Source organism: Pseudomonas libanensis, assembly GCF_001439685.1.
Taxonomy (GTDB): domain Bacteria; phylum Pseudomonadota; class Gammaproteobacteria; order Pseudomonadales; family Pseudomonadaceae; genus Aquipseudomonas; species Aquipseudomonas libanensis.
Genome location: NZ_JYLH01000006.1, coordinates 104,093 through 118,675 on the forward strand (window position 1 = coordinate 104,093; position 14,583 = coordinate 118,675).

Genomic DNA, 14,583 nt, shown 5'->3' on the forward strand with positions numbered 1-14,583 from the left:
GTTCACAATGATTAACCGCTTCTCCGCTTTTTTTTCCAACTCTCGCGTGCTCGCTGTTGTCGGGCTCTTGATCGTTGCAGGCTTGCTCCTTCTTAATGCTGCCACGTTGAAAAAAGTGCTCCTTGCGCTCCTGGTGTTGACGCTTGTCGCATTGGCAGCCGCTTGGTTGTGGCGGCGAATCGTGGCCAAGAAATCGGCTGTGGCGTTGCATCAGATGGTGGCCGGTGGAGAGGGGGACACTCCAGAGTTACGCCAACGGCTTGAAGAGGCACTCCACGCGATCAAATCCTCGCGCCTTGGTCGGCGCAGCGGGTCAGAGGCACTGTACGAATTGCCGTGGCTGATGGTGATCGGCAACCCGGCAGCAGGTAAAAGCACAGCGGTCTTGAACTCCGGGTTGACCTTTCCCTTCAATGATCAAAAAGGCTCTGCGCTGCAGGGGATCGGTGGTACGCGCAATTGCGATTGGTACTTCACCACTGAAGGCATCCTGCTGGATACCGCCGGGCGCTATTCGGTGCAGGACGCGGACCGGGGAGAGTGGTTGTCGTTCCTGAGCCTGTTGCGCAAACACCGCCCGCGCGCGCCGATCAACGGGATTATTATCGCGGCCAGCGTTGCCGAGCTGACCGGAAATTCGCCGGAATTTGCGATTGATTTGGCCAAAAAGCTGCGCCAACGTATTCAGGAGCTGACCGAGCGCCTTGAGGTGGTCGCTCCGGTCTACGTGGTGTTCACCAAGGTCGACTTGATCAATGGTTTTAATGATTTTTTCCAGACGCTGGGACCTCAGGAACGAGAAAAAGTGTGGGGAGCCACCTTCGCTTTCAATTCTCAATCAGGCCCCGAGGCTGTCAGCCAGTTTGACCAGCACTTCGATGAGTTGTGTGACGGCCTCAAGGAGATGAGTCTGGCGCAGATGGCGCTTAACCGTGGGGGTGTCCAAGCACCGGGGTTGTTGACCTTGCCGCTTGAGTTCAAAGGCATCAAGGCCAGCCTGAGCACGTTCTTGATGGCGCTGTTCGAGGAAAATCCTTATCAGTACAGGCCGGTATTTCGAGGTTTTTATTTCACCAGTGCTGTCCAGGAAATTGCCAGCGTTTGCGGCATGTCCAACGAAATTGCGCGGCGCTTTGGTCTGAGCGCCGCGCAACAATCAAATGTGCCTGGTGAAGAACAGCAGTTGTCCCGCCACAGCTACTTCCTCCTGGATCTGTTCCGCAAGGTGGTGTTCGCCGATCGGCAGTTGGTGCGCCAGCATTCCAGTCGTTCACGGACTCGAAAACGTTCTGTAGCGTTCCTCGGCACCGCGTTGTTGCTCGGCGGTAGCTTGGCGGGTTGGACATGGTCCTACACCAACAATCAACAGCTGGTAAGCAACGTCCAGGCCGATTTGCGTAAGGCCCAGGACATTCAGAAGGATCGTATTGACCTGCAGTCGCGCCTTGAAGCATTGCAGGTGATTCAAGATCGGCTGGGCCAGCTACAAAAGTACCGTGACGATCATCCGTTGATGCTGGGGCTGGGCCTCTATCAGGGTGCAGCACTGGAAGCCAAATTGCGTCATGAGTATTTCCAAGGCATGCGGCAGGTGATGCTGACGCCGGTGGCGGAGCAATTGGAATCCTACCTGCGCCAGGTCAGTGCGAAATCTGCTGCGCTGAAGCCAGCGAAATCGATGGCGCCCGTCAGTACAGCTTCCGTCGGGGTCTACCAGCCCCCATCGCCGAGCAATGTCCAGGATGCTTACAACGCCCTGAAAGCGTATTTGATGCTGGGGACTGCCGAACGCGTAGAACCCGCACACCTGAGTGACCAGCTCACCCGTTTCTGGCGCCTCTGGCTGGAAGACAATCGCGGTGGCATGGACCGCGAAGACATGGCACGCCGTGCCGAACGCTTAATGAGCTTCTATATCCGCCAATCCAATGCACCCGACTGGCCCGTCCTGGATACCAAGGTCACCTTGACTGATGACTCTCGTCGTACGCTCAGTGGCGTGATGCAAGGGCTGCCGGCGCGAGACAGAGTCTATGCAGAGCTCAAAGCCAGGGCTGCCACACGTTATCCGAGTGTGACAGTTGCGGGATTGCTGGGGGAGGGTGACAAGATCTTTGCTGGAAGTTATGCCATTTCTGGCGCCTTCTCTCGAGAGGCGTGGGAAGGCTATGTGAAACAAGCCATTCGCGACGCTTCCCATAAAGAGCTGACCACCACGGACTGGGTGCTGCAGAGCGCGCGTGCGGATGACCTGACGCTGTCAGGTAGTCCAGAGCATATCCAAAAAGAGCTGGAGCAGTTGTATACCCAGGAGTACATCGCAGAGTGGAGAAAGTTTCTGCAAGGCATCACCGTTGCCAGCTTTTCCAGCTTCAGTGACGCCAGTGCGGCGATGAACCAGCTGGGTGACCCGCAGAACTCGCCTATGCGCAAGCTGATGGAGGCGATCTACCGGCAAACATCGTGGGACAACCCCTCGCTGATCAATGAGGGGCTCAAAACGGCCAAGGGTGGATTTTTGAGTTGGTTTTCCAAGGCCCCTGACGACGCGCAGGCGTTGGCAGGCGCCAATGCCGGAGAAATTCCGGTCGGGCCCGTAGGTCTCGAGTTTTCCGGGATTGCTCGACTGATGGTGGCTCGCGACAGCGCGCCTTCACTGCTGCAAAGCTACCTGCAAAACCTGTCCGGCATTCGTACGCGTTTGAATGCCATCCAGACCCAGGGCGACCCAGGGCCAGGTGCTCGTGAGTTGATGGTGCAGACCCTGGATGCGAGCGCCACCTCCGAGTTGTCAGCTGGGCTCAGGCTGGTCGATGAGCAACTGCTGTCCAGCATGGAAGATGGCCAGCGTCGCACGTTACGGCCGCTGTTGTTATGGCCGATGATCCAAACATTCGGTGCACTGATTCCACCGACTCACAACGAGATCAACAAGGTCTGGAAAGCCCAGGTTCATGAGCCGTTCCAACAAACCTTGGCGGGCAAGTACCCCTTTGCCCCTGCGGGGCAAATTGAAGCAGGCACTGCCGAAATTGCCCAGGTGTTTGGACCACAAGGGGCTATCGCACAGTTTGTTAACGACAGCCTCGGCCCGTTGGTGATTCGTCGCGGAAACAGCTTGGTCAGCAAGCAATGGGCAGATGTCGGGCTGAGCCTGTCGCCGTCCTTGATGAGCAATTTCGCGCAATGGGTTGCCCCGTTGGGCCAAACGGCTGAAGGCGGTGCGCTGGTGACGTTCCAGGTATTGCCTGGCTCTGCTGCCGGGTTCAGTGAGTACAGCGTGCTGGTAGGTGATCAACAGCTGCGCTACCGCAACACCCCCGCTCAGTGGAACAACTTTGTCTGGGACAGCAGCAAGCCGAATCAAACCGCCAAAGTCAGTGTGGTGACCTACGACGGAAGGACGATCGATCTTCAAAGCTTCGTCGGTCAAAACGCGCTGGGCCAACTGATTCAAAGTGCTCAGAGTCGACAAAACGCTGATGGCTCATACGAGCTTCAGTGGCGTCAAGACGATTGGGTTGTACCTGTCACCATGAAGGTCATCAGTAATCCACGCGCCAATGCCGATGGCAGCCAGCGTAAAGGGTTGGATGGTACGCAATTGCCGCTGGCTGTCGTTGGCCTGGATGCGACCTTGGAGGAGCGGCCATGACCTCGGACGATCTGATGTCACCCATCAGCTACTTTGGTAAATTGCCAGCGCACGGTGATTTTGTAAGGGCAGCGAACAATCATCGACCGTTGATTGCCATTCTCGATCGGTGGGCAACTGAGGGGTTGGATTTACTGGCCCAGGACGTTGCCTGGAAATCTCTCTATGACCGCGCACCTGGGTTTCACTTTGCCTTTATGGGCTCTCGCCATCGATCGGTGATCGGTGGGCACCTGTTACCCAGTGTCGATGCGAGTGGCCGGCGATTTCCGTTTATGGCCGGTGTTACCTTTGAAGTGGCAAAGCCGTTGGAGTTTCTTGCGCGCAGCCCATTGGCGTTCACCCGAATGTGGTCGCGGCTGGGCCGTGAACTGTCGTTGGCGAAGCAGGCCGGCGAGCCGACACTCATCTTGAACGAGCTGAGTGAGCATAAGGCCAACCTTACGGTCAGCTCCGACACGCTACACCATACCTTTGCCAGCTTTCTGCAAGCGCAGACGATGGGCTCGCTACAGCAGATGCTCAACATGGCCGGGCACCAGGTTGATGTTCGACGGATCTTGCTGGCCCTCGGTTTGCTGCTCCGTCCGGTCATGAGCACGGGAGCGCCAAAAATGGGTAAGGGTTTGCGCTTGCCACTCCCATCCGATCCGCTCCACCGGCATCTGGTTTCGGCATTTTGGCTCGATTTGATCGCCGAGTTTTTGGGGCGAGCAGATTTTGAATTGATGCTGCTGCAACGTGGTGAACATCAACCGACGATGACACTGGGTTTTGGTGGCGCCTCCGCCCGAGGGCTGTACGGTGTCATTGATCCGCGAATTGAAGAACAAGACACCATCTGGCTTGCAGACCCTCAGTGGGTCGAGCAAGAGGTCGGCGCGAGCTACGCATTGAAAAAAATGTCGACCTACACCAGTCAGCCGGGGCTTTGCTTGAGCACCGCCAGAGATACTTTTCGCGAAACTTTTTTGGGGTTATGACATGCGTATTGCCTTAGGCTTTTTGCTCTCATTGGTGTGCCTGGCCGACGCTGCCCTGGCTGCTCAGGACAAGATTGTGGTCAGCGGCACCGTGCCTTCCGAGGCGATGAGGGCGCAGGTGCTCTCACGTTTGCGTGACCTGTACGGTGCCGAGAAAATTACCGATCAAATGGAAGTGGGGAATGTCGTAGCCCCGGCGAACTGGGATCAGTACGTATTGAAAATGCTTAGCCAAAATCTTCGGAATATTTCGGCCGGGCAGGTGCAAGTGGAAGGCAATCAGATCCGTGTCAGCGGTAATGTGAAGAACGAAGCGTTGCGTCAGGAGGTCACCAGTACGTTGGCCAGTTCCTTCAACCAAACCTATCAGGTGCATAACACCTTGCAGGTCAGCTCAGGACAGCAAGCACTGGATGAAACGCTGGGCCAACGCACCATTGAGTTTGAAAGCGGCAGTGCGATTCTTACCGCCAAGGGCCGTATCGTGCTGGATGAGATGGCGCAAGTTATACGCGAGCTGGACAATGCCCGCATTGCGATCATCGGCCACACCGACAATGTTGGGTTGCGTGAGAGCAACATTGAACTCAGCTTGGCGCGTGCGGCGGCGGTGCGTCAGTACCTGATCGGCAAGCGGATCGAGTCCAGCAGCATGTCAGTAACGGGGAGCGGACCGGATGCGCCGATCGCTGACAACAGTACGGTTGAGGGGCGGAGCAAAAACCGTCGAATTGACTTCAAGATCTTGAATTGAAGGTCAGCACTTAACTGCGAAATTTACCCGCCTGGTGGGTTAAGTACTGGTCCAGCGCCAGGAAGCGTTTGCGCGTTTCATACTCAAACACCCGGATAGCCAGTCCGTTGACTAAACGGGCAAGCACGGCGGGCCTCAGCTGTAACGTGAATGAGTAAACCAACTCCGAAGTGCCGCCGCTCAGGTCGCGGTGGCGCATTGTTGCAGCCCACCACGCAAATGGGCCACTGGGCTCCACCAGCACTGCTGACGTCAGCTCCGAGGTGCGGTAGTTCACGAATCGAGTGCGCATCGACAGGCACCTTTTCCAGCCGCGTCCTTGGTTGTAACTGATAGCGTCGATATAGGGATGGCAACCGCCACCTTCGATCTCGGCGCGGGACAACAAGGTGTCCCATTCCAGGCGTACTCGATGGTTATGAAAAGCCTCAAACGTAGCCGCCGCAGTGGCGGGCATGGTGAGTACGATGCGTCCTCGCATAATCATTTATCCACAGCCAAGTTGATATATCTGTTTGCGTGCGTTGTAGAGGGATCCTGTGTGGACCGACTGAATGCCTCGATACCCAGCCGTCGCCTTCGTTTAAGTACCGCGCCACTGGTCACTCCGGCCAATCTGGCTATCACGCTGTCGGGTTGAGTGCCAAGCAGCCCATCGAGACCTTCCAAGGGCGATGGCTGTCGACTGCGTTGGGATTTGATTCCTAGCTTTGTGCGCCGAAACGTTGCGGCTGCCTTTGTCACGCCGGCGAGATGAGCCACGAGCTGGTCGGACAGTACGCCTAACAAGAAATCATATCTGGCAATACGGCTTGGAGTTTTACTGTTGTACGAGGCAATGCCCAGGCTACGGCGGCGCTTGTTGACAGCACCTTGTGAGACTCTGGCCAGTTTGGCGATCTGCGCGTCAGGTTGGGTGCCCAGGAGGGCGTCAAATTTGTATAGATCGCTCTTGTTTTTCATCGGTATTCCACCATCACATCAGTCGCTGACGGCGGCTTGTAGCCAAGGCCATTTGCAGAGTAACGGGGGAGAGGCGGGCGGCAGGCAATCTTCAAGGACCTTTGCCAGAATCACCAATAACAACAACGCGAGCCCCGAAATGATCAGGTAGTGGCGCGGGAGCAGACGCTCGTTGGAGGGCTTTTTCGAGTTGAAGTGAATAGGGGCTGTTCATTGGCGAATCTCGCATCGTCCTTTAGTAATTACTTCATGCATTGCGCGACTACAGTGTCGGCGCAGATTGATCCGGGCTCCATTGCCAGAACGTAGAGCCGTAGTCACTGCCGTCTATTGCCGGAAAGATGACACCTTGTTGAACGTAGCGGCGGGAGTTGAGTTGGGCGGGGGTGAACCACCAGCCAGATTTTGGGCAGGACTGTCCTGCCGCAATGTCGGCATTAGTTGCAGGATCGCGTAGGGCTTTTGTATCAGTTAAATATTTGGTTTTGTTGGCTCGGTACCAAGCAACCAAGTCCTTGGGGTAATAGAGGTATTTGTGAAGGCTGCTGTCATCCTCTATGCCTAGAAGAACAACGGCAGCTCCCGCTTCAAAGCTCCAGTAACCAAAGTATCCACCCTCAGCTTTATGGCTGTCGTGCCACGCACAACCCGCGAGGTCTTTATACCAATGCTTGAGGTAAGTATTTAGCTCTTTAAGTCTTGCTTCGTCAGATAGCTCTGTCAAAGCATGGAATAACGCCCGGTATGGTTTGGTGCAACACAGGTAGTCGCTTTGATAGCGCTCCTCGGGTCCCATTCCATAACACATGAATTCTTCGAAAAGCGTATCCATGCCAGCATTTTCTTTATTAACGCCGTCTTGCAGGGCGGCAATTCTTGGCAGCAGATCGTATCTGTGCAATAGAAAGCAGAGTCCGATAATTTGCATTAGGGTGGTGTAATCATCAATGAAGGCTAAATCAAATGCAGGGCGGTTGTCGTCATCGTAATATTTCCAGAGGAGGTTTACATATCTTTCGTAATTAGCAATAATTCCTACAATTTTTTCTCTTAAGATAACTTCGCTCTCGCCAGCAGTGTAGTCCAGCATTGATAGATTGAATTTGTCGTTGGCGATGCCGTGCGCAAAGAAGACCTTTTCTTTTGGTTCGGTTTTTGAAGAGGCCAAATTTGCCTCAAGTCCGTCGTCATCGTCAATTATTTGGTTGTGAATCTCGGTGGCTAGCTTGTAATGTTTTTCTAAAAAGAACTGTTGTCTTTTAATCAAGTGAAAGCTCATGACGTTAACCTACCAAACTGTACCCGCACTTGGTGGTCACGGTTGCTGGTGAGGATTGCTGAATAGATCGGAAAGTATCTGTAGAACAAAAAGTGTTGGGGAAATGCTTAAAAGCAAATCTGCGAGAATCCAAAGTGCGATAAAAGCCAAGATCGCAGTCAATATTTTGAGAGATTTTTTCATGGGGTATTTAATCCGGTAAAGAGTTCTTGAGACCGTTAATGTGATGTTGTCGGGTGAGAAATTGCCTCAATTTCCAGACGGCGACGCCGTTTAAGGACTGCGCCGCTGGTAACTCCAGCTAATTTGGCAATCTCACTGTCTGGCTTTGTACCTAGCAACTTTTCGTAACCGTCCAGCGGTGCTGGACTTTGACTGCGTTGGGACTTGATACCCAGTTTTGCACGGCGAAATGTCACAGCTGCTTTTGTAACTCCCGCGAGATGGGCAACGATCTGGTCGGTCAATACGCCCAACAAGAAATCGTATCTGGCAATGCGGCTCGGGGTTTTACTGTTGAACGAGGTGATACCCAGACTACGCCGGCGCTTATTGACAGCACCTTGAGAAACTTTTGCCAGTTTGGCGATCTGCGCGTCAGGTTGGGTGCCCAAGAGGGCGTCAAATTTGTATAGATCGCTCTTGTTTTTCATTGGAACTCCACCATCACATCATTGGCTGACGGTGGCTTGTAGCCAAGGCCATTTGCAGAGTAACGGCGGGGAGGCGGGCGGCAGGCAATCCTCCAGGAGCTTTGCCAGAATCACCAATAACAACAACGCGAGCCCCGAAATTATCAGGTAGTGGCGCGGGAGTAGACGCTCGTTGGAGGGCTTTTTCGAGTTGAAGTGAATAGGGGCTGTTCATTGGCGAATCTCGCATCGTCCTTTAGTAATTGCTTCATGCTTTGCGCGACTACAGCGTCGGCGCGGATTGATCCGGGCTCCATTGCCAGAAGGTTGTGCCGTAGTCGCTGCCCTCTATTGCCGGAAAGGCGATATCTTGTCGGAAGTAGCGACGGGAGTTGAGTTGGGCAGGGGTGAACCACCAACCGGATTTCGGGCAGGGTTGCCCTGCCGCAATGCCGGCAGCCGTTATGGGATCGCTTTGAGTTTTTGTATTAGTTGAATATTTGCTTTCATTGGCTCGGCACCAAGCAACCAGATCTTTGGGGTAGTACAGGAATTGATGCAGACTGCTGTCATCTTCTATACCAAGTAAAATTACCGCAGCACCGGCTTCGAAACTCCAATAGCCGCAGTAGCCACCTCCGGTTTTATGACTGTCGTACCATGCGCAACCAGCTAGATCTTTATACCAGCGGCTCAAAAAGAGGGTGAGTTCCTTGAGTTGCTTGGAAGGTTCATCTTCCGTAAGTCCATAAAATAAGGCTTCATATGGTCTCAAAGCACAGAGATAATCACTTTCGTACCGTTTGTCGTGACCTACAGCGTGAATCATAAACTCTTCAAAAAGTGCATCAGTACCTCCATTTTCACCGTCAATACCATCTTGTAGAGCCGCAAGTCGGGGCAGTAGATCTTGGCGGTGCAATAGGAGGCATAGGCCAACTAATTGCATTAGTAGTACATAGTCATCTGAAACCACAAAGTCGAAAACTGGCTCATTACGGTCGTCGTGTAGTTTCCAAAGCTGCTCAGCGTAAAATTCATATCCCTTTATTATGTCTTCGAGTTCCTGGCGTAATGGCTCGATGGGTTCTCCAGCAGTATATTCAAGAAGTAATTTTTCATAAAGGTTTACTGCAATTCGTCGTTGTGAAATCATCCAGCCCTCTTGCACTGATGTACCGGAGCCTGCGGGGTGAAGACGAAACATTTCGATGACTTCAGGGATTTCCTTAATTGTTTCGGAGTAAAGTTTTTCGCCAAGAAACTGCTGTCGTCTTTTTGATATAAAATCCACTGTTATTTACTCGCTCTATTACGAGCTTGCACCGAAAGTGCTGCTCGATTATTTGCTACTTTCTGAATCTCATTGTCACGCCATTCTCGTGTTACCTCATGAGCAGCATGCATCGTTGACGTAGTCGCTGTGTTGGTCGAATGTCGTAATAACGCTTCCGAGTGTGCGATCGCTTGAGGGACAGAAAAAAACAATATATGTCGTGAGTAGCCGCTACGTATTATTGTCTCGCTTAATTTTTTTGATAAAACAGCGGGCTGTAGACGGTTTTCTATCCATGCCGTACTCATCTGCGTTACCTTCCCATTTACTTGTCGGACCTGTCCCGACCCACCTCCAATGCTTCCGCTTTTCCCTGTCCTTCGACGAACACTTCCACCATTGAGAATATTTCCTTCCGTTTTGTCGCCTGCCGCACCAAGCAACTGCCCCAATGACTTAGCAGGATTAAAACTAGCCTTGGCTTCAATGATGGCGTACGGCTTACGCCCATTGGATTTCCACACCGCATCAATCCCACGACCTCGCGGCACGCACGGCCACAGTTGCACCATACGATGCTGGTCATTCAGCTTGGCCAGGTTTTTCGCGCCTACATCGTGGGACGCTTGGCCTTTGCCCCAGCCCTTGACGTCCTGGCAGTGGTAGTCGGCCATATGCTCACCTAGCACCCCGAGCAACTTGTTGCTGAGCGTCTTGAAGCGGGCCGTTCGCTGGGTGTGAGCATTGGGTTGATTTGGATGTGCATCGTTGCTGGCGTCACGCCGAGCATTGCGGCCTTCACCGTTCGGGCTGTTGGGTTTGCTGTCAGGGGTTCGGGTGGAGGGCGTGCTTCTGACCGGTGCTTCGGCACTGGTTTTGCGGCCTTGCCCGAGCCAGCCATCCACTTCTTTTTTGAAGCTTGCAAACTGCTTGTCGAGGCTGTTGCGGATGCGACTGACCTGGGCACGCATTTGCGGGGAGAGCTGATTGATCAGGCGCGGATTATTGAGGATTTCGTCGAGCTTTTTACGCAACGGCCCAAGGTCCATCACTTGTCGCAGCAGCTTTTCCGGGTCGCCGGAATAGAAGCGGCGGATCATGGCCAGCAAATCATCAACGTTTGCCGCACCGCTTTTAACCGCACGCAACGAGCGTTTGGCCGCGTCACCACCGCCAGGGATCAGACCTATCAGTGCTGTAATGACATTGAACCAACCCGCCGCACTATCGGGCTTCCCGGAGACTTCGACTAAGCCCTTAACGATATCGCGTGCGTCAACGATCTGCCCGAGCACCGGGACGCAACCAATAGCTGTTTCGGCGAGGATCGCCCAAGGCGCGTTGTTGTCACCTTTGAGAAAACTCAACGATTCAGATTTCAACGATTCAAACCAGCCCTGGCGTGGGCTGGGTGTTTTGGATGCTGCAGATAGGCTGCTCATGCGTCGTCTCCAGCCAAGGTCGTGCGTAGTTTTTCTTGTTGAGCCGGGTCCAAGTAAGCCCACAAGCTCTCTTCAGAGTCGGACACGGAGTCACTGCTCAACTCACTCATCGTTTCGCGTTGCTCTGGGTCAGCTTTTTGCTGCCAGAATTGGTCGGACTGATTGAGGTAATGCTGAATATTGGCGAGTGCTTGCTCATTGTTGCTGGACTGGGCTTGGAAGGTGTTTTCGGGCAACGGAGTTCGCGTTTCGGGTGGTCGAGGATCTTCGCCGTAGTACACCTGTGCGGGCAGGTCAGGAACACCTTCCAAGCGTGCGTGTCCCTTGGTATCTAACTCACCTTGTCGAACGGTACCGTCTTCAAAAAGCACTGTGTAGGGCGCACCTGCCAGGGGTGTTAATGCTTCGTCGTGGTAATTGAGTTCCATGGCAATGGGAGGCTTTAACAGAGTGCCTACGGGTAAGGCAGGAAGTGATGGTGTGTTTTTTGCCCCACCTAACAGTGGATGCTCACTACCCTTGACACTGAACACCCCCGGACAGGCAAAGGTGATGTCGCCGCCTTGCAACGTAATGCTCGCCGAACCGGCTTGCAGAACGATTCGGGTCTTGGCGATCAGGTCGATCCTCCCTGCCGTGGCGGTGAAGGTTGCCGCTTGGTCAGCCAACACCTCCATACGGTCGGTGTGTGCCTGCAGGCTGACCGCAGCGGTCTCAGCCACGACCTTGGCGCCACCTTTGGCGGTATACCAATGCAGGTTGTCACCGCTGGCCCCCGCGATGGTGTGGGCGGCGCTCAAATGCAGGTCCTGTTGACTGGTCACCTGTAGCTGCTGCCCGGCAAACACATTGCTGCTGGCGGGGGTGGCGACCGTTAGGTGATCTGGCGTTTCCAGCACTAAATGCGGCGCGCTGAAGCGTTCCACTGCTTGTTGCGTGTCGGGTTGAGTGGCGCTTTGTCCATTGACCTGGGCGGGGTAGTGCGCGCCCTTGCGCGGGTTCAATTCATCGCCTAACGCTTGTTGCGCAGCGTGAGCGGCCATGATCCCTGCCTGAGCTTGCTGCGCGGCCTGGCTCAAACGTTCGGCGGTGTTCATCGCGCCGTAGAGTTGGTCGAGGGCGTCGCTCATCTGCATCTGGGTGGCGTTTGCGCCAGTCTGGAGGCTGGCGGACAGGAGCAATCCTTCAGCGGCCCGAATCTGCCCCCAGCCTTGGGTGGTCTGGCTGAACCCTAAGCCCTGATAAGCACTGCGTTTGCTCCCTTCGCTGGCAATCGCATACCCCAGGGTGAGGGTGCTGCGCGCGGTCTGGTTACCTAGCTGCTGACGCAATTGGCCTTGGGCGTCATCCAGCTGCCAATGGCTGGCGGGTTGGCCATCCAGGCCAAGGGTTTGCACCCCACTAATCGTACCGGGATGGTTGGCAGGCGCGCCGATACCGGCACTGAAGGGGGCCGTTGCTTCGCCGTTGAACACCTGCGCAATGACCACCGGTTGATCAATGTCGGCATGGGCGTAGCTGATCACCACTTCACTGCCAATGCGCGGCGTGAAGTTCTGACCAAAGTGCGCACCAGCCAGGGCTTCGGCGACACGGATCCACGTGCCCGACGTTTCGTTGCCAGGGGCATGCGCGTTGTCCTGCAGGCCCCCCGGCAGAGGGCTTTCACCCCGTTGCAAAAAAAACTGTACCCGCACTTGGTGGTCATGGTTGCTGGTGAGGGTTACTGAATAGATCGGAAAATATCTGTAGAACTAAATGTGTTGGAGAAATGCTTAAAAATAAATCTGCGAGAATCCAAAGTGCGATAAAAGCCAAGATCGCAGTCAATATTTTGAGAGATTTTTTCATGGGGTATTTAATCCGGTAAAGAGTTCTTGAGAACGTTAATGTGATGTTGTCGGGTGAGAAAACGCCTCAACTCCCAGACGGCGACGCCGTTTGAGCACCGCGCCGCTGGTAACTCCAGCTAATTTGGCGATCTCACTGTCTGGCTTTGTACCCAGCAACTTTTCGTAACCGTCCAGCGGTGCTGGGCTTTGACTGCGTTGGGACTTGATACCCAGTTTTGCACGGCGAAATGTCACGGCTGCTTTTGTAACTCCCGCGAGATTGGCAACGATCTGGTCGGTCAATACGCCCAACAAGAAATCATATCTGGCAATACGGCTCGGGGTTTTACTGTTGTACGAGGCAATGCCCAGGCTACGCCGGCGCTTGTTGACAGCACCTTGTGAGACTCTTGCCAGTTTGGCGATCTGCGCGTCAGGTTGGGTGCTCAAGAGGGCGTCGAATTTGTATAGATCGCTCTTGTTTTTCATCGGTATTCCACCATCACATCAGTCGCTGACGGCGGCCTGTAGCCAAGGCCATTTGCAGAATAACGGGGGGGAGGCGGGTGGCAGGCAATCTTCCAGGACCTTTGCAAGAACCACCAATAACAACAACGCGAGCCCCGAAATGGTCAGGTAGTGGCGCGGGAGCAGACGCTCGTTGGAGGGCTTTTTCGAGTTGAAGTGAATAGGGCTGTTCATTGGCGAATCTCGCATCGTCCTTTAGTAATTGCTTCATGCTTTGCGCGACTACAGCGTCGGCGCGGATTGATCCGGGCTCCATTGCCAGAACGTAGAGCCGTAGTCGCTGCCCTCTATTGCCGGAAAGGCGATGCCTTGTTGGATGTAGCGTCGAGAGTTGGCCTTGGCGGGCGTAAACCACCAACCGGATTTCGGGCAGAGTTCACCGGCAGTCTTGCGCGATATTGCAGAATTATCAGGTTGTGGCCTGCCCGGGGGACTACCAACGCTGCGGGCGTAATCCACCAGATCTTTTGGATAAAAGGGCATGTCGCGGTAGCTACTGTCGTCGATGCCAAGTATGAAGGTCATAGCTCCTGCCTCAAGTGACCAGTAGCCGGGAAAGAACGAACTCTTGTGTCGGTCGTGAAAAGGCTCGCGACGACTGGCCAAATACCACTCTTTGAGATATTGAGACATCAGGGTTGGTTGTTCTTCAGGATCAGCCTGGAAAATTTTACGTGTTTTGCGGTAGGGAAGTTGTCGCGTGTAAACAGTCGCTACCGGGCGCCCAAGTAAGTATGGTGCCACTAAGTCTTCCAGTAACGAATCTTGGTCGTCGTTTTCATGAATAAGGAGATCTGCGATTTTTGCGAGTTTATCGCTGTGGCCAAGTAGAATGGCAAAACAGATCAGTTGCAGGGCTTCCCAATATTGACTGCCATAAAGGTCTAAGTGTGGAACTCTATGCCCATCGTTGTCGGTGCTAGATTCAAATTGAATTTGAGGTTCCATTGAGGCTAGCCAGAAATTGACTACCTCAGGGAAGAGATTAGATAACTCAACGATAGGGTGTCCCGCCGAATATCCGTAAATAATTGACTCGAGTCCTGCTTCAGCACGGCGCTTTGCTCCCCGCATAATACCCGCTTTGGGGCTGTCTTTTAGTTTTTCGGGATTATTGAGGTTGTCGGTTATAATTTTGATGCTTTTATTTGCTGACTCTATTACGAATTTATAGTCAGCGTATTTTTGGAGTGGTTCGCGATGAGCTGCAATCCATGATTTATTTTCGAGAATTTCCAT

General features: G+C 53.9%; 12 protein-coding genes. 3 read left to right on the forward strand and 9 right to left on the reverse strand.

The window, feature by feature from the left end:
* The first annotated feature begins 7 nt into the window (after window positions 1–7).
* From tssM to TU73_RS11425, 3 genes are read left to right on the forward strand one after another with little or no spacing between them, the layout of a single operon-like run.
* The gene (gene tssM, locus TU73_RS11415) at window positions 8–3,655 is read left to right on the forward strand and encodes a type VI secretion system membrane subunit TssM (RefSeq protein ID WP_057012267.1); all 3,648 of its coding nucleotides are present in this window, start codon (window positions 8–10) and stop codon (window positions 3,653–3,655) included.
* On the forward strand, window positions 3,652–4,638 hold the full coding sequence (gene tagF, locus TU73_RS11420) for a type VI secretion system-associated protein TagF (protein ID WP_057012268.1): 987 nt from the start codon (window positions 3,652–3,654) through the stop codon (window positions 4,636–4,638). Before tssM ends, tagF begins: the two co-directional genes overlap by 4 nt.
* Before the next feature lies 1 nt (window position 4,639).
* Window positions 4,640–5,392, forward strand: coding sequence for an OmpA family protein (locus TU73_RS11425; RefSeq protein WP_057012269.1), 753 nt, complete (start codon window positions 4,640–4,642; stop codon window positions 5,390–5,392).
* 10 nt (window positions 5,393–5,402) lie between these two features.
* On the opposite strand, the gene TU73_RS11430 is transcribed toward TU73_RS11425, so the two are convergent.
* The 9 genes from TU73_RS11430 to TU73_RS11475 all read right to left on the reverse strand — a co-directional run bounded on the left by TU73_RS11430 (window position 5,403) and on the right by TU73_RS11475 (window position 14,583).
* On the reverse strand, window positions 5,403–5,873 hold the full coding sequence (locus TU73_RS11430) for a hypothetical protein (protein WP_414860414.1): 471 nt from the start codon (window positions 5,871–5,873) through the stop codon (window positions 5,403–5,405).
* 2 nt (window positions 5,874–5,875) lie between these two features.
* Window positions 5,876–6,355 carry a hypothetical protein gene (locus tag TU73_RS11435; RefSeq protein WP_057012271.1) on the reverse strand — a complete coding sequence of 160 codons (480 nt, stop codon included), beginning with the start codon at window positions 6,353–6,355 and terminating at the stop codon, window positions 5,876–5,878.
* Window positions 6,356–6,617: 262 nt separating this feature from the next.
* A complete protein-coding gene (locus tag TU73_RS11440; RefSeq protein WP_057012272.1) occupies window positions 6,618–7,634 on the reverse strand; it encodes a PoNe immunity protein domain-containing protein in 1,017 nt (338 codons plus the stop codon).
* A 218-nt stretch (window positions 7,635–7,852) separates the two neighbouring features.
* On the reverse strand, window positions 7,853–8,287 hold the full coding sequence (locus TU73_RS11445; protein ID WP_057012273.1) for a hypothetical protein: 435 nt from the start codon (window positions 8,285–8,287) through the stop codon (window positions 7,853–7,855).
* Between the two features lie 262 nt (window positions 8,288–8,549).
* Entirely contained in the window at window positions 8,550–9,560 is a 1,011-nt protein-coding gene (locus TU73_RS11450) for a PoNe immunity protein domain-containing protein (protein ID WP_197674129.1), read from the reverse strand.
* Between the two features lie 2 nt (window positions 9,561–9,562).
* Window positions 9,563–10,984 carry a hypothetical protein gene (locus TU73_RS11455; protein ID WP_057012275.1) on the reverse strand — a complete coding sequence of 474 codons (1,422 nt, stop codon included), beginning with the start codon at window positions 10,982–10,984 and terminating at the stop codon, window positions 9,563–9,565.
* Entirely contained in the window at window positions 10,981–12,681 is a 1,701-nt protein-coding gene (locus tag TU73_RS11460; RefSeq protein WP_057012276.1) for a DUF2345 domain-containing protein, read from the reverse strand. The genes TU73_RS11455 and TU73_RS11460 overlap by 4 nt, the downstream gene beginning before the upstream one ends.
* 189 nt (window positions 12,682–12,870) lie before the next feature.
* A complete protein-coding gene (locus TU73_RS11465) occupies window positions 12,871–13,305 on the reverse strand; it encodes a hypothetical protein (protein ID WP_057012277.1) in 435 nt (144 codons plus the stop codon).
* A 261-nt stretch (window positions 13,306–13,566) separates the two neighbouring features.
* Entirely contained in the window at window positions 13,567–14,583 is a 1,017-nt protein-coding gene (locus TU73_RS11475) for a PoNe immunity protein domain-containing protein (protein ID WP_082642583.1), read from the reverse strand.